This window comes from Mesorhizobium sp. M0074, from assembly GCF_040322975.1.
Taxonomy (GTDB): domain Bacteria; phylum Pseudomonadota; class Alphaproteobacteria; order Rhizobiales; family Rhizobiaceae; genus Mesorhizobium.
This window is the reverse complement of sequence record NZ_JAMYUM010000003.1, coordinates 88,458-106,130: the sequence shown is the minus strand read 5'-3', so window position 1 is coordinate 106,130 and position 17,673 is coordinate 88,458. Positions and strand designations below refer to the sequence as shown.

Annotated in this window: 19 protein-coding genes and 1 tRNA gene; 10 read left to right on the top strand and 10 right to left on the bottom strand. The window is 62.0% G+C overall.

Annotated elements, in window-relative coordinates; all coding sequences use genetic code 11:
• Positions 1 to 117 precede the first annotated feature (117 nt).
• Entirely contained in the window at positions 118 to 474 is a 357-nt protein-coding gene (locus NKJ73_RS05635; protein WP_023675018.1) for a hypothetical protein, read from the bottom strand.
• A 135-nt stretch (positions 475 to 609) separates the two neighbouring features.
• Here NKJ73_RS05635 and NKJ73_RS05630 point away from each other — a divergent pair, with 135 nt between their 5' ends.
• Entirely contained in the window at positions 610 to 1,401 is a 792-nt protein-coding gene (locus tag NKJ73_RS05630; protein WP_352568645.1) for a hypothetical protein, read from the top strand.
• 580 nt (positions 1,402 to 1,981) lie between these two features.
• Here NKJ73_RS05630 and moaA read toward each other — a convergent pair.
• Positions 1,982 to 2,977, bottom strand: coding sequence for a GTP 3',8-cyclase MoaA (gene moaA / locus NKJ73_RS05625; RefSeq protein WP_352568644.1), 996 nt, complete (start codon positions 2,975 to 2,977; stop codon positions 1,982 to 1,984).
• Positions 2,978 to 3,176: 199 nt separating this feature from the next.
• On the opposite strand from moaA, the gene NKJ73_RS05620 reads away from it, so the two are divergent.
• Entirely contained in the window at positions 3,177 to 3,530 is a 354-nt protein-coding gene (locus NKJ73_RS05620) for a gamma-butyrobetaine hydroxylase family protein (protein WP_352456745.1), read from the top strand.
• Positions 3,531 to 3,554: 24 nt separating this feature from the next.
• Here the strand turns inward: NKJ73_RS05620 and NKJ73_RS05615 are convergent, their stop codons facing one another.
• Positions 3,555 to 3,983, bottom strand: coding sequence for a nuclear transport factor 2 family protein (locus NKJ73_RS05615; protein ID WP_352568643.1), 429 nt, complete (start codon positions 3,981 to 3,983; stop codon positions 3,555 to 3,557).
• Positions 3,984 to 4,142: 159 nt separating this feature from the next.
• Here NKJ73_RS05615 and NKJ73_RS05610 point away from each other — a divergent pair, with 159 nt between their 5' ends.
• Positions 4,143 to 4,754 carry a pyridoxamine 5'-phosphate oxidase family protein gene (locus NKJ73_RS05610; RefSeq protein ID WP_023675024.1) on the top strand — a complete coding sequence of 204 codons (612 nt, stop codon included), beginning with the start codon at positions 4,143 to 4,145 and terminating at the stop codon, positions 4,752 to 4,754.
• Between the two features lie 27 nt (positions 4,755 to 4,781).
• Here the strand turns inward: NKJ73_RS05610 and NKJ73_RS05605 are convergent, their stop codons facing one another.
• On the bottom strand, positions 4,782 to 5,234 hold the full coding sequence (locus NKJ73_RS05605; RefSeq protein ID WP_352456748.1) for a MarR family winged helix-turn-helix transcriptional regulator: 453 nt from the start codon (positions 5,232 to 5,234) through the stop codon (positions 4,782 to 4,784).
• A gap of 47 nt (positions 5,235 to 5,281) precedes the next feature.
• Here NKJ73_RS05605 and NKJ73_RS05600 point away from each other — a divergent pair, with 47 nt between their 5' ends.
• Entirely contained in the window at positions 5,282 to 6,190 is a 909-nt protein-coding gene (locus NKJ73_RS05600; RefSeq protein WP_352568641.1) for an alpha/beta hydrolase, read from the top strand.
• 34 nt (positions 6,191 to 6,224) lie between these two features.
• On the opposite strand, the gene NKJ73_RS05595 is transcribed toward NKJ73_RS05600, so the two are convergent.
• Positions 6,225 to 6,839, bottom strand: a complete 615-nt coding sequence (locus NKJ73_RS05595) for a TetR/AcrR family transcriptional regulator (RefSeq protein WP_352568640.1) — start codon at positions 6,837 to 6,839, stop codon at positions 6,225 to 6,227.
• 98 nt (positions 6,840 to 6,937) lie between these two features.
• Between NKJ73_RS05595 and NKJ73_RS05590 the strand changes: the two genes are divergently transcribed.
• Together NKJ73_RS05590 and NKJ73_RS05585 are read left to right on the top strand one after the other, a co-directional pair.
• The gene (locus NKJ73_RS05590) at positions 6,938 to 7,684 is read left to right on the top strand and encodes a 3-oxoacyl-ACP reductase family protein (RefSeq protein WP_352568639.1); all 747 of its coding nucleotides are present in this window, start codon (positions 6,938 to 6,940) and stop codon (positions 7,682 to 7,684) included.
• Between the two features lie 220 nt (positions 7,685 to 7,904).
• Entirely contained in the window at positions 7,905 to 9,809 is a 1,905-nt protein-coding gene (locus NKJ73_RS05585; protein ID WP_352568638.1) for a L,D-transpeptidase family protein, read from the top strand.
• Between the two features lie 11 nt (positions 9,810 to 9,820).
• On the opposite strand, the gene NKJ73_RS05580 is transcribed toward NKJ73_RS05585, so the two are convergent.
• Together NKJ73_RS05580 and NKJ73_RS05575 are read right to left on the bottom strand one after the other, a co-directional pair.
• Complete coding sequence (locus NKJ73_RS05580; protein ID WP_352568637.1) at positions 9,821 to 10,297, bottom strand: hypothetical protein; 477 nt, start codon at positions 10,295 to 10,297, stop codon at positions 9,821 to 9,823.
• A gap of 125 nt (positions 10,298 to 10,422) precedes the next feature.
• On the bottom strand, positions 10,423 to 10,674 hold the full coding sequence (locus NKJ73_RS05575; RefSeq protein ID WP_023675031.1) for a PepSY domain-containing protein: 252 nt from the start codon (positions 10,672 to 10,674) through the stop codon (positions 10,423 to 10,425).
• A gap of 643 nt (positions 10,675 to 11,317) precedes the next feature.
• Here NKJ73_RS05575 and NKJ73_RS05570 point away from each other — a divergent pair.
• Complete coding sequence (locus tag NKJ73_RS05570) at positions 11,318 to 11,983, top strand: hypothetical protein (RefSeq protein WP_156948025.1); 666 nt, start codon at positions 11,318 to 11,320, stop codon at positions 11,981 to 11,983.
• A 277-nt stretch (positions 11,984 to 12,260) separates the two neighbouring features.
• On the opposite strand, the gene NKJ73_RS05565 is transcribed toward NKJ73_RS05570, so the two are convergent.
• Positions 12,261 to 12,335: transfer RNA gene (locus tag NKJ73_RS05565), tRNA-Val, on the bottom strand.
• 100 nt (positions 12,336 to 12,435) lie between these two features.
• Positions 12,436 to 13,119: a phosphoglycolate phosphatase gene (locus NKJ73_RS05560; protein ID WP_352568636.1), complete on the bottom strand. Its 684-nt coding sequence runs from the start codon at positions 13,117 to 13,119 to the stop codon at positions 12,436 to 12,438.
• A gap of 144 nt (positions 13,120 to 13,263) precedes the next feature.
• Between NKJ73_RS05560 and rpiA the strand changes: the two genes are divergently transcribed.
• The 3 genes from rpiA (at position 13,264) to gor (ending at position 16,066) form a co-directional block, all read left to right on the top strand.
• On the top strand, positions 13,264 to 13,995 hold the full coding sequence (rpiA, locus tag NKJ73_RS05555; protein ID WP_352456755.1) for a ribose-5-phosphate isomerase RpiA: 732 nt from the start codon (positions 13,264 to 13,266) through the stop codon (positions 13,993 to 13,995).
• Positions 13,982 to 14,560: a DUF2059 domain-containing protein gene (locus NKJ73_RS05550; protein WP_352568635.1), complete on the top strand. Its 579-nt coding sequence runs from the start codon at positions 13,982 to 13,984 to the stop codon at positions 14,558 to 14,560. The genes rpiA and NKJ73_RS05550 overlap by 14 nt, the downstream gene beginning before the upstream one ends.
• Positions 14,561 to 14,677: 117 nt before the next feature.
• Positions 14,678 to 16,066: a glutathione-disulfide reductase gene (gor, locus tag NKJ73_RS05545; RefSeq protein ID WP_352568633.1), complete on the top strand. Its 1,389-nt coding sequence runs from the start codon at positions 14,678 to 14,680 to the stop codon at positions 16,064 to 16,066.
• Positions 16,067 to 16,123: 57 nt separating this feature from the next.
• Here gor and mgtE read toward each other — a convergent pair whose 3' ends face one another.
• Complete coding sequence (gene mgtE / locus NKJ73_RS05540; protein ID WP_352568632.1) at positions 16,124 to 17,488, bottom strand: magnesium transporter; 1,365 nt, start codon at positions 17,486 to 17,488, stop codon at positions 16,124 to 16,126.
• Positions 17,489 to 17,673 lie beyond the last annotated feature (185 nt).

Sequence of the window (17,673 nt, the reverse complement as noted above, 5' to 3'; positions counted from 1 at the left end):
TTACCGGGTGAGTCCTGCAGCAAGCGTCTAGCAGGCACCCACAAGACAGCAACGTCAAAGGGCTGGGCCACAGCCTTTCTGTGGCCCGTGACATCTGCCGCGCAAGAGCGGCAGGGCTTATTTGGGCGTCAGTACCTCGGTGCCGTTGCCTTCCTTGCCGGCAATCGTCCACAGGCCATGCAGCGAGCCGTCTTCCTGCACCTTGTAGACGACTAGACCGACCGCCTTGCCCATGACATAGCCGGCGGAGAAGGCATCGTCGTTGCGCATGCAGATACCGTCCGAGGACGAGCCGCCTGTCTCCCAATGGATCGTGCAGGTCGTCTCGCTGGTCAGCGTGATCGTCGCGTCGCCACCATAGGACGACCCATCGAAATTGGTGCCGGCCACGGCATAGGTGCCGCCGATCGACTGAGCCGCCGCGGGCAGGGCCGCGAGGCTGAGCAATGCAAGAGAAAGAATGAGTTTGCGCATATCGTATTCCCCCACTGGGCGAAGAACCGCTCCAGAGCAGAGGCTAGGCCCGAATGGGCTTCCGGTAAATCCGGTGACCGTTTGCGGACAAGACCTTTTCTGGGTGTGACCCCAAAAAAGGTGCCGTTCTAAAGGATGGGTTCGGAGGGCAAATTTGTCACACTGCGGCTCGAGGAAAATTTTTCGACGAGATCAAATTTGCTCGGCAAGATTCACCAAATTGGTCATTGTAAGCTTCTGATCGTGTTGGGGAGATGGTCCATGATGAATGCACGAGGCAATGCGGACTGGCTTGGCACAGGCAGCAGGCGGCATGTTTCGTCGGCTTTCCGGTTCTCTTCTGCCCTGGCGGTTATCCTCATGGCGATAGCGCCTGCGTTCGCCGAGAACGGCGCTTCGGCGTCGGCAGTCGAACGGATGTCCACGTCGGGTCACGAAGCGGATGAGCTCGCTCGCCGCGTCGGGAAATGGTCCGTCGTCAACACGATCTGGCCAACGCCCGGCGCCCAGCCGATCGTGATGACGGGGCTGGTGGCCGAGCGCACGATGATCGGTCCCTTCATGCAGGAGGTGATGCGCCCGGCGCCCGGGTCGAAAATGCCGGACTTCCAGCGGATAGCCTATTTGAGCTATGACCGGGTGGAGGGCCGCTGGAAGTATGTCTCCATGGACACCCGTTTCCCGGCAGGGATCATGCCCGCCTGGAGTTTTGGTGGTGAGGAGGACGGCAAGATTTCACTGCTGTTCCAGCCGCTTGGTTTCGTCGGCTTCGGCCCCGAGGTCGAAGGGCGGTTCACGGCCTCCGATTTCGTCATTTCCAGGGACGGCGACAATCACGAAGTGGCCGAGCAACATTTCCTCCAGGCCAATGGCAGCGGCAAAAAATGGCTTGCCGTACGATATGATTACACGCGCCAACAACCGTGATTTGCTAGCAAAAACAATAGGCTGCCAATAAGTTCTGACGTCGCCGGATGCTCGCGGTCCCCTGAGGCTGCCGGCGATCGCATCGACGAGCGGGTCGTATTTCGATTTCAGGGCTGGCGGGTAGTCGATCCAGACCGTGCGGATGACACCGTCTTTTCCGAACAGGCGGCGTTCATAGAAGATGTTCCCACCTTTGATGCCCGACAGCACCGCCCAGTCCTTGCCGGTCTTGCTGTAGGTGATCCTGTAGCCAGGTTCCTTGCTGGCCCTCTCGGCGGAGACGAAGGCTGTCGGGGTGTCATCATCGATGTTGAGGATACCCGAACAGATCAGGCTGGCGCCATCGGCAGTGAGCCATTGTTGTCCATCGCCATTGTCCGGCTCAGGCTGGCGAAGAGTGAAGATTTCATCCGGAAAGGTGCAGATGGTACCGAAGCGCTCGTTCGTGTAGGTAAATGGCGCGGCAACTGCCGTGGTCCCCGCCATCACTCCGAAAAACCTCAGGACTGCAAAAAACCGCTGCACGCCTTGCCTCGCGCCGATACCAAGGCGATTATTCTTGCACGAAATCGGCGAAAAATCAGCCGCCGGTGACGCTCATATGCCGCGACACCGACGGACGGTTGGTGCGGCGATCGATGATGAAGTCGTGGCCTTTGGGCTTGCGGCCGATTGCTTCGTCAATGGCATCGGCGACCAGCTCGTTGCCTTCCGACGCACGCAGCGGCGCGCGCAGGTCGGCCGCATCTTCCTGGCCGAGGCACATGTAAAGGGTGCCGGTGCAGGTCAGCCGGACCCGGTTGCAGCTTTCGCAGAAATTATGCGTCATCGGCGTGATGAAGCCCAGCCGTCCGCCGGTCTCGGCGACTTGGACATAGCGGGCCGGGCCACCGGTCTTGTAGGGAATATCGCTCAGCGTGAACTGGCGCTCGAGTGCTGCGCGCAGCAGCGACAGCGGCAAATACTGGTCGGTGCGGTCGGCGTCGATCTCGCCCATGGGCATGGTTTCGATGACCGTCAGATCCATGCCGCGGCCATGCGCCCAGCGCAGCATTTCCGGCAATTCGGCGTCATTGAAGTCCTTCAACGCCACGGCGTTGAGCTTTACCTTTAGCCCGGCCGCCTGCGCGGCGTCGATGCCGTCCATGACCTTGTCCAGATTGCCCCAGCGGGTGATCTGGCGGAATTTGTCGGCATCGAGGGTATCGAGCGAGACGTTAATGCGCTTGACGCCGCAGTCGGCGAGCTCGGCGGCAAAGCGGGAAAGCTGCGATCCGTTGGTGGTCAGCGTCAGCTCTTCCAGTGCACCACTCTCGAGATGCCGCGAAAGCTGGCGTACCAGGTGCATGATGTTCTTGCGCACAAGCGGCTCACCGCCGGTGAGGCGGAGCTTGCGCACACCCTTTTCGATGAAGACCGTGCAGAGCCGGTCGAGCTCTTCCAGCGACAGCAGGTCCTTCTTCGGCAGGAACGTCATGTCCTCGGCCATGCAATAGGTGCAGCGGAAATCGCAGCGGTCGGTGACCGACACGCGCAGGTAGGTGATCGTGCGACCGAAAGGATCGATCATATCCATGCTTGTGCGCTTCCCGTGGGCGTGAACGGCTTCGTTATATATGGCTATGTGATACGAGCCAACTTGGCATTCAAGATAGAAGCTCGCGATCATCGGTAACATTCCGACGCCGACAGATCATGTCGGAACTTTCCATGCGGCCTTTTCCCTCGACGCGAAGCGGCGTAGGGAAGGGCAGTTCTCCGCAGGATCCACCACCATGACAGCGCCAAAAGAACTTAGGGTCTCGAAGGACCGCAAGCTGCTTTCCGTCACCTTTCCGGGCCATCAGCCGTTCGAATTGTCGGCCGAGCTGCTGCGCGTCGCCTCGCCATCGGCCGAGGTGCAGGGCCATTCGCCCGAACAGCGCGTCACCGTTCCCGGCAAGCGCAATGTAGCGATTCTGAAGATCGAGCCGGTCGGCAACTATGCCGTGCGCATCACCTTCGACGATTTCCACGACACCGGTATCTTCACCTGGAACTACCTGCATACGCTGGGTCATGAGAAGGATGCACGCTGGGCCGCCTATCTCGCCGAACTGGAAGAGAAGGGGCTGAGCCGCGACCGTTGAAATGCATCCCGCAGGACTCTCAGGTCAACGCAAGATCGCCAGTATCTCGCTGGTGTCGTAATAAAACGGCGTGCCTTCGATCAGCCGGTCATCCTTGAAGCGCAAGACTTCGGCAAACGGCTGTTTGATGGTTGCACCATTGGCCCGCGATGTCAGCGAAAGCGAGCAGCTCATGAACACCGTGTCATCGTTTTGGGCGACCTGAAGGTCCTCCACCGCCACGTCGCTCCAGATTTCCCGCATTTTGCGGAAAAGGGCGCCAACGCCGTCGAGGCCGTTCCAGTCACCGGCATAGGGCAGGGAGCGCGGCTCATGCACGACAATGTCGGCATGAAATGCGCCGGCAAGCACATCGAGGCTGTCCGGCCCTGATTGCAGGAAACGCATTTCAACATTGAACATGTTTTCAATAAGTTCCATGGCGGTGCGTCGCCGGTCGAGCGGTTTATCCATTTTTGACCTCCGTATCCGTTGGCACGATCATGCAGGTAAAGCGGTTTGCCCTTGTTTGCGTTGCCTCGACACCCGTTTCCTGATGACCGGCAAACGGGCACTTGTCGTGAAAACGTCATCCATATGGAGTAGCGCCGGCAAAGCTTTGGAGACGAAAACATGTCCATGATCACCAGCATCGAACAGCTTGAAGCGCTCTATGGCCTGCCCGGCGAGGCGTCGGTGGTCAAGGAACTCGACCAGCTGATTCGCGAATACGCAGCTATCATCGAGGCTTCGCCGTTTGCCGCGCTCGCAACCTGCGGGCCAGAAGGGCTGGACTGCTCGCCGCGCGGCGATCTCGCCGGCTTCGTCCGCATCCACGATCCGAAAACGCTGATGATGCCGGACCGGCGCGGCAACAACCGTGCCGATTCGCTAAGGAACATCCTTCGCGATCCGCGCGTCGCACTTCTGTTCCTCGTGCCGGGTTCCGGCACGACGCTGCGCGTCAATGGCCGCGCCCACATCACCACCGACACCGGGCTCTGCGCCTCGTTCGCCGTCGAGGGCAAGCCGGCGCGCTCGGTGACGATCATCGAGATCGATGCGGTTTATTTCCAGTGCGCCCGCGCCATCCACCGATCGGAACTGTGGAATCCGGCAAGGCATGTCGACCCGAGATCGCTGCCGACTCCCGGCCAAATCCTGGAAATCACCAGCCGCAAGAACATTGACGGCGAAGTCTACGACAAGGAATGGCCCGAGCGCGCGAAAAAATCGATGTGGTGAAGCATTTGGTGGTGGAGCACTGGGCTGTCAGGCGGTCTTCAAAACCTCGGCAACCCTACGCATCTGTTCGCCGATCATGTCACATTGTTCCGGCGTCGACTGGCTCATCGCCTTCTCGATCAGCGCCATATGGACCTTCAGCGCCTGCATCAGCAGTGCCTCGCCGGCCTCTGTCAACGTCAGCCTCAGCACGCGCTTGTCCTTCTCGTCGCCCTCGCGGCGCAGCAGGCCACGGGTCTCCAGCTGAGGCAAAAGCATGGTGATGTTGGAGCGGCCGACCAGCAGCCGACGAGCAAGGTCGTGCTGCGACATGCCGGGATGACGGTAGAGGTTCATCAGCACGTCGAGCTGCGCCGGCTTCAGGTCGAGCGGCGCAAGCTTCACCGCCAGGGTGCGTTCCACCACATGGCAGGCGCGCGCCACCGCGACCCAGTTGCGAAAACGCGGGTTGTCCCAGGGCAGGTCTTGCTTAATGTTCATGTTTGAACTATTATGTTCATGCTTGAACCAATGAATGGATCGCCACTATGGCATCATTTGGACTGAAGGTCATCCGCGGCACGTTCGGCGTGGCTGAGCATGTGGCACCGCGACTCACCGGGCGTGCTGCATTCGAGCTGTTCTGCCGCACGCCGCACGAGAAGAGCTTGAGCGAAGGCGAGCGCCGCGCAATCGATCGCGCCGCCGATTTCATGACCCAGGCACGCCATCACCGGCTAAAGACCAGAACCGGCTGCGTCATGGTGCATGAATTCCGGCCCGAGCCGGGCAGGGCGACTGCCGGCACCGTGCTCGTCATCCATGGTTGGCGTTCGCGCACCGAATACATGCGCGCGCTGATCGAAGCCTATCGCGATGCCGGCTACAAGGTGGTCTCGCTCGATCTGCCGGGCCACGGCCAGTCGCAGGGCCGCCGGCTTACCCTGGTCAGTGCGGTCGATGCGGCACGGGTTGCCGGCGAATGGTTCGGCCCGTTCGCGGCCATTGTCGGCCATTCCTTCGGTGGTGCCGTTGCCGCCAACGCCGTCGCCGGTTCGATCAGGAACATCCCGCGATTGGCGGCCGGGCGGCTGGTGCTTATCGCCGCGCCGAGCTCGCTGCCGGCGATCTTCGCTGATTTCAGCCGCATGCTGAATGTCGGCTCGCGCTCGCAGGCCGCCATGGCCGACCGGGTCGAGCGCATCGCCGGCCGGCCGTTGCACGAGTTCACCGGTGACCGCCAGCTCGCAAGCACGCCGCTGCCGACGCTGGTGATCCACGCGCCGGACGACCGCGAAGTGTCCGCCGAGCATGCAAGGCTCTACACGCGCGCCGGAGACCATGTGCGGCTTTACTGGGCCGACGGGCTCGGCCACCGCCGCATTCTCGCCGACAGGGGTGTGGTGGAGCGTGCCGTTGGCTTCGTTGCCGGCAGGCTGGAGCCGTCTCTGCAGTGACCTGAATATCGTTCTTGTCAGCCGGTTTCGACCGTCATGCCGCCCCGGTGCTGGCCATCGCTATCCAAGCCGCCATTGCCCCGTCCACCGTCGCCAGAAGAGCCGAGCGCGACGCGCCGTCGCGCGCCTGGATCGACATGCCGTGCTGCACGGTCGCGTAGAAGGTCGCGGCCGTACCGCAGTCGAAATCGGCCGGCAACTCTCCCTCGGCCACGCCACGCTCAAGGCGTCTCAGCAAGGCTTCGCGGTTTTCGGCGCGGCGACGGCGCAGATCATCGCAGATGGCGCCGCGGCTTGAGTCCTGGTGCAATGCGCCGAGCGCGATCAGGCAGCCTTGCGGGCGACCGGTCTGTGAATAGGCCCTGGCCGTCTGCCGCAGGAACCGCTCGACCGCCTGACGCGCGGTCGGCGCCTTTTCCAGCGCGGACCAGATCTCGGTTCCCTCGACCCGCGTGTAAAGCTCGGTTGCCTCGAGAAACAGCGCTTCCTTGCTGCCGAAGGCGGCATAGAGGCTGGGTGAGTTGATGCACATTGCAGCGGTCAGGTCGCTTATCGACGCGCCCTCATAACCCTTGGCCCAAAACACTTCCATTGCGCGCCGCAAGGCGGCGGCTCGATCGAAGGTGCGGGGGCGGCCTCGTTCCGGCATGGCATCCTTTCTGTATTGATCGATACATAATTCCGTTGACGTGGTTCAGCAAGACTGGCAGATATTTATGTATCAATCACTACAAAATGGAGAAGCAGATGTCATCCAGAAGCTTGAACGGCAAGGCCGCCCTCGTCACCGGCGGCAGCCGCGGCATTGGTGCGGCGATCGCAAGAAGGCTCGCGGCCGACGGCGCAGGCGTGGCGATCACCTATGTGAATGGCGAGAAAGGGGCGCGTGCGGTGGTCAGGGAAATCGAGGCGGCCGGCGGCCGGGCCTTTGCCATCAAGGCCGACAATCGCGATGCTGGGGCGATCGAGGCGGCAGTCGATGAGGCAGCAAAAGCCTTCGGACGGCTCGACATCCTGGTCAATAGCGCCGGCGTCTGGCGCGCTGCGCCGATCGATGTCCTGTCGCTTGCCGATTTCGATGAGACAATGGAGGTCAACCTCAGGGCCCCGTTCGTCGCCGCCAAGGCGGCAGCAGCGCATATGGGCGAGGGTGGCCGGATCATCTCGATCGGCAGCAATCTGGCCGAGCGTGCCACGGACGCCGGCCTGAGCGCCTATTCGGCCAGCAAGGCTGCCTTGGTTGGCCTGACCAAGGCCTTTGCACGCGATCTCGGTCCGCGCGGCATCACCGCCAATGTCGTCCATCCGGGGTCGACGGATACCGACATGAATCCGGCAGGCGGCCCGCACGCCGAGCATCAGCGTCAGAAGATGGCGATGCCTCGCTTCGGCACGGCCGACGAGATCGCCGGCATGGTTGCGTGGCTTGCCGGCCCCGAAGGGCGCTTCGTGACAGGCGCGGCATTGACCATCGACGGCGGCGCCAACGCTTGAGGTTTGGCTCACGGGCACTACCATTGGTCGGGAGCGACGGCGGATTCGCTCCCCCCGTCACGACGTTGTGAAACCGTTCTGCAACAGACGTTCCGAAATTTATGAAAGCTTAACGAAATCAGTATGAATCAGTGTAGTCACGCCTTACATCCGCCATGGGGTGGGCGAGACCGTGAAAGCGGTGCGGAACGGGATCCGGTTCAACCGGAGCGGGTGATCCATGAAATTCCTTGGAAACAAAGCAACCGTGCTGCCGTTTGCGCTGGCCGCGGCAATGCTGGCCTTCGCGGCGCCGAAGGCTGAAGCGCAAGGGTTCTTCGACATGCTTTTCGGCGGCGGCGTCAAACACGCACCGCCGAAAGGTAACTTTCCGCCGCCACCGTCAAAATACAAGCCGAAGCCCAGGGCGCCGGCCGCTTCCGGTGGTGGGGGCGGTGGTGGTGCGCAAATCAGCGGCCCGTCCTATTATACCTACAAGAGCGATCCGCTGGTGCGCGTCGATTTTTCGGCACTGTCGGCAGCGCCTGAACCGGCAACGCCTCAGGACGCTGCTTTCGAGCCGGCGGCCACCGGGGCTGCATTCCGCGAAGCCATTGCCGGCCTCGACGGCTATGACCTCTACGCCGAGAAGGACATCGCCAAGGCGCTGATCGCCTATTACTCGGCCAATCCGGATTTCATCTGGGTGACGGGAATCAGTCCCAGCAGCCGCGCCCAGGATGCGGTGCGGGTGCTGGGCGAGGCCGCGAGCTACGGCCTGACGCCCGCCGACTACACCGTCGAAGTTCCGGCAGCAGGCACATCGGTGGGCAATGCCGATGAACGCCTGAAAGAGCTGGTCCGCTTCGAGATGGCGCTGTCGGCGCGTGTCCTGCGCTACGCCCGTGACGCACAAAGCGGCCGCGTCGATCCCAACCGCATGACCGGCTACTACGATTTTCCGCCGAAGCCGCTCGACATGGAAGGGGTGCTGAAGACGCTGGCCCATACCCAGCAAGTGCGCACTTATCTCCAGTCACGGCATCCACAGAATTCCGAGTATCAGGCGCTGCGCGTCGAACTGGAAGCGCTCCAGGCCAGCGCCGAAGACGAAATCACCATCGATCCCAATCTGCTGTTGAAGCCGGGGCAGACCAGCCCCGAGCTGCCGAAGCTTTTGACAAAGATCGCGCGCAATCTCGATGACGAGATGGGCGGCGCCTATGGCGAGGTCCTGGCGAGGCTCGCTACCAGCGAGGTCTACGATCCGGAGCTGGTGCCGGTGATCAAGGCGGTGCAGAAACGGGCCGGCATGAAAGGCGACGGCGTCATCGGCCCGCGTACCGTTGCATCGTTGGCCGGAACGTCCAAGGCCGACAAAATTCAGAAGGTTCGGGTTGCGCTCGAAGAGTTGCGCTGGTTGCCTTCCGACCTTGGCAGCCCGCGCGTCTTCATCAACCAGCCGGCTTTCACCGCGAGCTATATCGATGATGGCGAGGAGAAGCTGAAGACCCGCGCCGTGGTTGGCAGGCCCACCAACCAGACTGCTTTCTTCTATGACCAGATAGAGCAGGTCGACTTCCATCCCTACTGGGGCGTGCCGCAGTCGATCCTGGTCAACGAGATGCTGCCGCGGCTGCGCCGGGATCCTGGCTATCTCGATCGCGCCGGCTACGAGGTGGTCAATGCCCGCGGCAAGCGCATTCCCTCGTCCTCGGTCAATTGGGGCGCCTACGGCGCAAAGATACCCTACGGCGTGCGCCAGCTGCCGAGCGAGGCCAATGCGCTGGGCGAGCTGAAGATACTGTTCCCCAACAAGCATGCCATCTACATGCACGATACGCCGCAGAAGTCGTTTTTCCAGCGCGACATGCGCGCGCTCAGCCATGGCTGCGTTCGCTTGCAGGATCCGCGCGGCATGGCCGCTGCCGTGCTCGGCACCTCGGTCGACTACATCGAGGACAAACTGAAACACGGCCATTCGACCGAAGACGTGACACGCAATATCCCGGTCTATGTCGCCTATTTCACCGCATGGCCGGACCTGTCAGGCAAGGTCGAATACTTCAACGACGTCTACGGCCGCGATACAAGGCTGCAGCAGGCGCTCGACAGCACGGAAGCGGTGCGTTCGCCGGCAAGCTGACGAATGCGGTTCTAGCGCTGAAACAGTGGACGCCGGAAACCGGCATCGCGTCCGGCGATGAGCCAATAGACCAGGCCCGCGACAACGCCTGCGGCGGCAATGATGCCGATATCGGCCCAGCGCTCCGGGTTCGTGTCATCCGGTACATTGGGCCAGATCAAGGCGAAGCCGCCAACCGCGGCCGCCGCGCCGAAGACCATGTGCAGCCAAAAACTGCGCAGCGAGAAAAACTCGGCAATCAGTGCGAAGATCAGCGTCTGCAGGCCGGTCAGCACGATCGTCAGAAAATAGATGAACATGCCGAGCGGCGGCAACAGCAGCACCGCAACGGGGGTGACACCCATGACGTCGAAATAATTCGGCGCATTTGGCAGCGAACTCAGCCCGCCATAGATCGCCGCCACCGCGATCAGCCCAACCAGTACCGCTATGAAATAACCCGCGAGCATCATCAGAAAGCGCTTCAATACGTGCTTTACCGTCGCCATGCCCACCCCCGCGCGCAATGATAGCACCGCAGTCAGCCATCAAAGTCATATCTGCGCAAGTGCATGCCCAAGGCCGGGTGCCTCCGGGCGCGCCTTTTTCGAATGCTAACCTTTGCAGGCAGCGACTATTTCGGCGCGGCTGTCACCGGATCGTAGGTGATTTCGACTTTCGCCTTGTCGCTCGTGTAATAAATGACGGTGTAGCCATCGCTGTCCCAATCGATTTCCTTGATGTAGCGGAAGTCGTCGCGCTGCTCGACCTTGGCGATGATTTCCGACAGCTTCTTGGCATTCTGCGGCGGCACCGGATTTTCGTCCGCGGCAAAGGCCGATCCGCCGACAAGCAGCACGGCGGCCGCCAAAACAAGTCTGGACATGGCTTTCCCTCACATCTCGATCAGCAGAAACTCGTTTCTATGTAGGTTTGTTCCGGGATAGCGGACCGTTGCGCTACAAGGAGGCGCCGGCCGTGCCTGACTTATGGCTGCCGAAAGAACACGGCGAATGCTTAAAATCATGATGCGTCGCCTCAACATCGCGGCCGTAATAGTGCCGGTGGTCATTCGGGTTTTACATGCAAATGCGTCATGCCATCATATTTGTACTTTTCATATTTTCCATTCCGGCCATTTCGATGCCTGTCCAGAAAGCCGAGGCGCCAGAACCTGAACGCTATACGGTCTATTGCGCCGACGACCGCATCGAGGTTTCGTTCTGGGATATCGAGCAGATGAGGTGCGGGCCGGCTCCAACGTTTGCCAGTTCCAAAGCTATACGAGCTACAGCAGCGCCTTGAATTTCGCCCAAAGAATTTTGGCGGCGAGGGGGCGACCTGCAGCTGCTAGTGGTAAAAATCTGACGCTTGGTGCCCGATGCGGATTATCTGTTCCGACCCTTTCCGGTCGTACAGACGTGGCAATGCTACGGCGTCAGTTGACCCGTTCCGATCATTGGCCATCTTGCAACCGTTTGAAATCTGGCGCTAGATGGGACATGGGACCATTACTGTGCGAGGTCTCTATGGCAAACACAGAAGAAGGAACGCGCGTAGCAGGAGTTTGGCTTGCGATCGCCTCTATCCTGCTGGCAGGCGCGCTGGTCGGCCATGGTCCGATCGATCCCGATATGGGTCGCCAGATGGGAGTCATCACCGACGACCCTGTCCGATGGGCGATCATCCATTGGGTTTCCGCGGTAGCGCTATCACTGTTCGTCCTGACAGGTCTGATCGTGCTGGCGGCCAGATCGCGCCTCACCGAGGCGTGGTGGACGTTGTCTGCCTGGGGTGTGCTGACTGTCGGCGCGCTCTGGACCATGACGACCGCGGTGGCCGAGGCCACAGTGGTCTCCGCCGCTGCTGCCGCCGGGGACACGGCAACTTTCGAGGCCTGGTGGGCATTTTCCGAAGGAAAGGCTAACGGCTTCATGTTTTTGGCGTTGGCCGTTGCCGTGATCGCTGGCAACGAGGCGCAGACCACTCACCGAGCCACGCCGGTCTGGGCATCGTACATCGCAGTCGTGGCCGGAATTGGAGCCTTCCTCGGTTGGCCCCTGGGCATGTGGCTCGGAGTCACCCTGGGCAGCTTCGTCTGGGTCGTGGCATCACTGGTGATGTCCCTGTGGACACTTTGGTTCGGGTTGGGTTTAGCGCGGACCGTGATCGGGCTGCGGCCTCACAATGGGTGACATCGAGTCCGTAGCGGGAGCGTAGCGAGCGACCGCTTGATGACCGCGACGGGCGCTCCAGCCGCTCCGAGGCGGCGGGGATTGCTTCGCGCCGCTGAAAACGGCCTCGACGCGCGAGTTTGCCGAATGGGCAATATGCTTGCAGTAGGCGCGATAAAGCCGCTTCAGCAGCCGGAGCGAAAGGCAGGTTTACCCAGAGCGGGCCTACTGCTTCGGCACCAAGCGTCAGATTTTGACCACTAGCCGCTCTGACTTGGAATTGATTCAGGAAAGCAGATGGTGGGCGATGCAGGGATTGAACCTGCGACCCCACCCGTGTGAAGGGTGTGCTCTCCCGCTGAGCTAATCGCCCGCTCGTTGCCCGAAGGCCAAGCGCGCCGCGATATAAGGGAGGCCGGCCTGCGAAGTCAACCACTTGTCGGTCGGCATCTGCGGCCGCCTGAGGTCCGGCTTCAGCCTTCTGCCGCGGCCATCAGCCCTTGGACCAGATCAAGCGTCAGCGAATCGAAATGCGAGATCACCGCCGACGGTTCGAACTCTCGCACATGGCGGTCGGTGTAGCCGAAATCGACTGCCACCACCGGAATGCCGGCGGCCTTTGCCGTGTCGATGTCGGTCTGCGAATCACCGACCATCAGCGCACGATGCGGGTCGCCGCCGGCGCGCGCGATGGTCTGCGTGAGATGGCGCGGGTCGGGCTTGCGGAACGGAAAACTGTCCTGGCCGCAGATCGCCGCGAAATGCCTGGTCATGCCGAGCGCCTCGATCAGCGCCACCGAATTGGCCTCGTATTTATTGGTGCAGATGGCCAGCAGGTAGCCGGCCGCCTCGAACCGCGCGATCGCCCCGGGGACGCCGGGATAGGGGCGCGATTTGCCGGGGATGTTAACGGTGTAATGGTCCAGAAACAGCTTGAGCAGGCGATCGTGCTCCTCCACTGCCAGCGACCTGTGCTGCGCTGCGTGGGCGCGCTCGATCATCACCCGGCCGCCATGGCCAACGAAGCGCCTGAAGCCGGCTTCGTCGACGGCCGCGAGCTGGCTGGCGGCAAGGCTGTGGTTGAGACTGTCGAGCAGGTCCGGCGCCGTGTCGATCAGCGTCCCGTCGAGGTCGAACACGATGATCGGTCGGGTCATGGCCTGTCCTGTGACGATTTGATTGCCGGCAGGCGATAACCGCTGCGGCCCGTTCAGGCAAGCCGGCTTATCCACCGCGGGCAAGGTCCTTTGACCAGCCCGGCAAAAATGCTACGAGCGCCGAAACAAATCTCGGGACCCGGTATGGATGCGAGGCAATTGAAGGTTGAGGCCGCGCGGGCAGCGCTTGCCCATGTCACGGATGGCATGCGGCTCGGCATCGGCACCGGCACGACGGCGGACGAGTTCGTGCGGCTGCTCGCCGACAAGGTCGCCACCGGCCTGACTGTCATCGGCGTGCCGACCTCGGAGCGCACCGCCGTCCTTTGCACCGAGCTTGGTGTGCCGCTGTCTACCCTCGAGGAAACCCCCGAGCTAGACCTCACCATCGACGGCGCCGACGAGATCGATCCGGCGCTGACGTTGGTCAAAGGCGGCGGCGGCGCGCTGCTGCGCGAAAAGATCGTCGCGGCGGCCTCCGCCCGCATGATCGTCATCGCCGACAGCTCCAAGATGGTCGAGATGATCGGCCGTTTTCCGCTGCCCATCGAAGTCAACCGGTTTGGCCTGCGCGCCACCGAAATTGCGGTCGGCGCGGCGGCTGCAAACCTTGGCCTTTCCGGCCCTGTTACATTGAGGATGACGGGGAGCCAGCCATTTGTTACAGACGGCGGCCATTTTATCCTCGATGCATCTTTTGGCCGCATTCCGGATACAAGAGCGCTTTCGAATGCTCTCCACGCCATTCCGGGCGTGGTCGAGCATGGTCTTTTCATCGGGCTGGCATCAACGGCCATCATAGCCGGCGGCGACGGCATCCAAACCGTCCATGCCGCCCGAAAATCAGGGAGTTTTACCGATCATGATGTTGCATAACCGGGTTGGCCGCTTTTTTGCCATTCTGGCGGCCTCGGCCGTTTTCGCGTTTTCGTCGCCTGCGTCTTCGCAGGACGTCACCGATGCGCATCTGAAGGCGGCGCGCGCCGCCGTCGCGGCGATCCATGCGACGGATACGTTCGACAGCATCCTGCCGCAAGCGGCCGCGGCACTGGAGCAGCAGCTGATCCAGAAGAACCCGGACATGCAGGAACTGATCGCCAAGACGATCAACGAGAAGGCGATGGCCTTGGCATCGCGCCGCGCCGACCTGGAAAAGGAAGCGGCGCTCGCCTATGCAAAGGTGTTCTCGGAAAAGGAACTCAATGAAATCGCCGCCTTCTACAATTCCGATTCCGGCAAGAAGCTGCTCGACAACGGCCCGATCGTGACGCGCGAACTGGTGAAGGCTGCCGAGATCTGGCAGAACGGCCTGGCTCGCGATCTCGCCCAGCAGGTCGGCGAGACCCTGGGTGCAGCGGCGAATGCCAAGGCGCCGGCTGCACCTGCCGACGGTACCGCTCCGGCCGATGGCGCAGCTCCCGCGGACGCTACACCGAATTGATTGCGGACTTCCGAGCCGCCTGACCGCCACTGGACCAAAAGCCCGGCAAGTCCGGGCTTTTCTTTTGATAGTCGGCAGCCTACCTGTCTCGGGGTTTGAGGGGCAAGGAGTTCAGCCATGGCCGGTTACGACTACGATCTTTTCGTCATCGGCGGCGGCTCCGGCGGGGTGAGGGCGGCGCGCGTCGCGGCCGCACTCGGCAAGCGGGTCGGCATTGCCGAGGAATACCGCTATGGCGGCACATGCGTGATCCGTGGCTGCGTGCCGAAGAAGCTCTATGTCTACGCCTCGCAATTCCCCGAGCATTTCGCCGACGCCGCCGGTTATGGCTGGACGGTACCTGAGGCGCGTTTCGACTGGCAGACGCTGGTCGCCAACAAGGACCGCGAAATCAGCCGGCTGGAGGCCATCTACAAGAAGAACGTGCAGGGCGCCGGCGGCGAGGTCTTTCATTCGCGCGCCACCCTGGTCGATCGGCATGTGGTGCATCTTCTTGGTGAGGATCGCACCGTTACCGCCGACCAGATCCTGATCGCTACCGGCGGGCGGCCGGCGCCGCATCCGGCATTGCCCGGCCATGAGCACTGCATCTTTTCCAACGAGGCCTTCGACCTCAAGGAACTGCCGAAGGCAATCATGATCGAGGGCGGCGGCTATATCGCCGTCGAATTCGCCAACATCTTTCACGGCCTCGGCGTCGACACGACGCTGGTCTACCGCGGCAAGGAGATCCTCAGCCGTTTCGACATGGACCTCAGACGCATGCTGCACGAGACGATGGAAAAGAAGGGGATAAAAATCCTCTGCCACGCCGTGTCCGAGTGGGTCAGGAAGCGGCCTGACGACCGGCTCGACGCGCTTGTCACCGGCGGCACGGTGCTGACGGTCGACCAGGTCATGCTCGCCATCGGCCGCATTCCCAACACCGAGAACATGGGCCTGGAAGGCGTCGGCATCGAGATGACCAAAACCGGGGCAATCCACGTCGACGAATACTCCCGCACCAACATCGACAACATCTGGGCAATCGGTGACGTCACCCATCGCGTGCAATTGACGCCGGTGGCAATCCACGAGGCGATGTGCTTCGTCGAGACCGCCTTCAAGGACAAGCCGACGGCGCCCGACCATGACACGATCGCTACCGCAGTCTTTTCGCAGCCCGAGATCGGTACGGTCGGCCTGTCGGAGGATGAGGCGGCAAAGCGCTTTTCGGATGTCGAAATCTACCGCGCCACCTTCCGGCCGATGCGTCACACACTTTCCGGCCGCGACGAAAAGATGCTGATGAAGCTGGTCGTCGACGGCGCCTCGAAAAAGGTCCTCGGCGCCCACATCCTCGGGCCGGATGCCGGCGAAATGGCGCAGCTTCTCGGCATACCGCTGAAGGCCGGCCTGACCAAGGATGATTTCGATCGCACCATGGCGGTGCATCCGACCGCCGCGGAAGAACTCGTCACCATGTACAAGCCGACTTACCGGGTGAGAGATGGTGAGCGCGTCTGAGGCGACATCAACCCATCGCGGCAACGAAATTGCCGCGATGGAAGTGCGTGCGTTTTCTTACAGCAGCGTTCCGCGCAGGATCACCAGCGCCACAGAAAAATAGATCACCAGCCCGGTGACGTCGACCAGCGTGGCGACGAACGGGGCCGATGCGCTGGCCGGGTCGAAGCCCATGCGCTTCAGGGCGAACGGCAGCATCGATCCAGACAGCGAGCCGAAGGTGACGATGCCAACCAGCGTGGCGCCGATCGTCATTGCGATCAGCGGCCAGTGCGGGCCGTAGTCGTAGAAGCCGAGATACTGCCAGAGCGCGATGCGGCAGACGCCGACCACGCCAAGAATCGAGCCAAGCACCAGGCCGGTGGGCAGCTCGCGCAATGCCACCCGCCACCAGTCGCCAAGGCCGATCTCGCGCAGCGCCAGCGCCCGGATGACGAGCGAGGTCGCCTGCGAGCCGGAATTTCCGCCGGAGCTCATGATCAATGGAATAAATAGCGTCAGCACGATCGCCTTTTCCAGCTCGCCCTCGTAACTTTGCATCGCGTTTGCGGTCAGCATCTCGCTGACAAACAGCGCGCACAGCCAGCCGGCGCGTTTCTGGATCATCGCCAGAAAGCCCATCTTCATATAGGGCTCGTCGAGAGCCTCCATGCCGCCGAAACGATGCACATCCTCCGTCGTTTCCTCGATCATCGTGTCGATAATATCGTCGATGGTAACGATGCCGAGCAGTTTGCCGTTGTCCACGACCGGAACGGCGAGCAGATCATATTTCGAGATCAACTGAGCAACCTTTTCACTATCGGTCAGCGGTGAAACGGTGACAGGCGCACGATCCGGCGCAACCGCCATGATCAGCTGATCCGGCCCGCCAGCGATCAGTCGACGCAGGCTGGTCGAGCGCAACAGGACATGCGTTTGCGGATCAACGATGTAGATCGCGTAGACGGTTTCGCGCGTCCGCTCCACCTTGCGGATGTAATCCAGCGTGCGGGCCACGCTCCAGTCCGGCGGCACGCTGACATATTCGGTCGTCATGAGCGAGGCGGCGCTGCCTTCGGGATAGCCGAGAATGGCAAGCAGCGTCGCGCGCAGCGGTGGCGCCAGGCCACCAAGCAGTTCGGAACGAGCCGGCTCGTTCAGATCGCGCAGTATGTCGGCGGCGCGGTCGACCGACATGGCGGCAAGCAGTCTGCCTGCCTTGATGCGGGGCAGCGCCTCGACCAGTTCGGATGCGCCGTCGAGTTCAGGCTGGTCGAAGATCTCGACCAGCCGCCCGAACGGCACTTCGCAAAGCAGCTCCGATGCCGTCTCGCGGGGCTCCTGGTTCAAGGCCTCGACGATGTCGGCGACGTGTTCGTTGGCAAGTACGCGAGCGATGGCGATGGCATCGCCGCCCGCGACAGGGGAAAACTCGTTCATGGCTCACTCCTTGCCGTCCGGCAGGACGTGAGCCTGTCAGGTCACGTCAAGCGGACGGCGGTTGCGTTCGACTGTGACTGTCGCCAGGCATGGCGCGGTGACCTTTCTGCTCGCGGGTTCGAGTTGAGATTCTGCAAGCCGGCGCAACATAGGAGCGCGCCTTGCCGAGTCAATCGCGAGAGCGG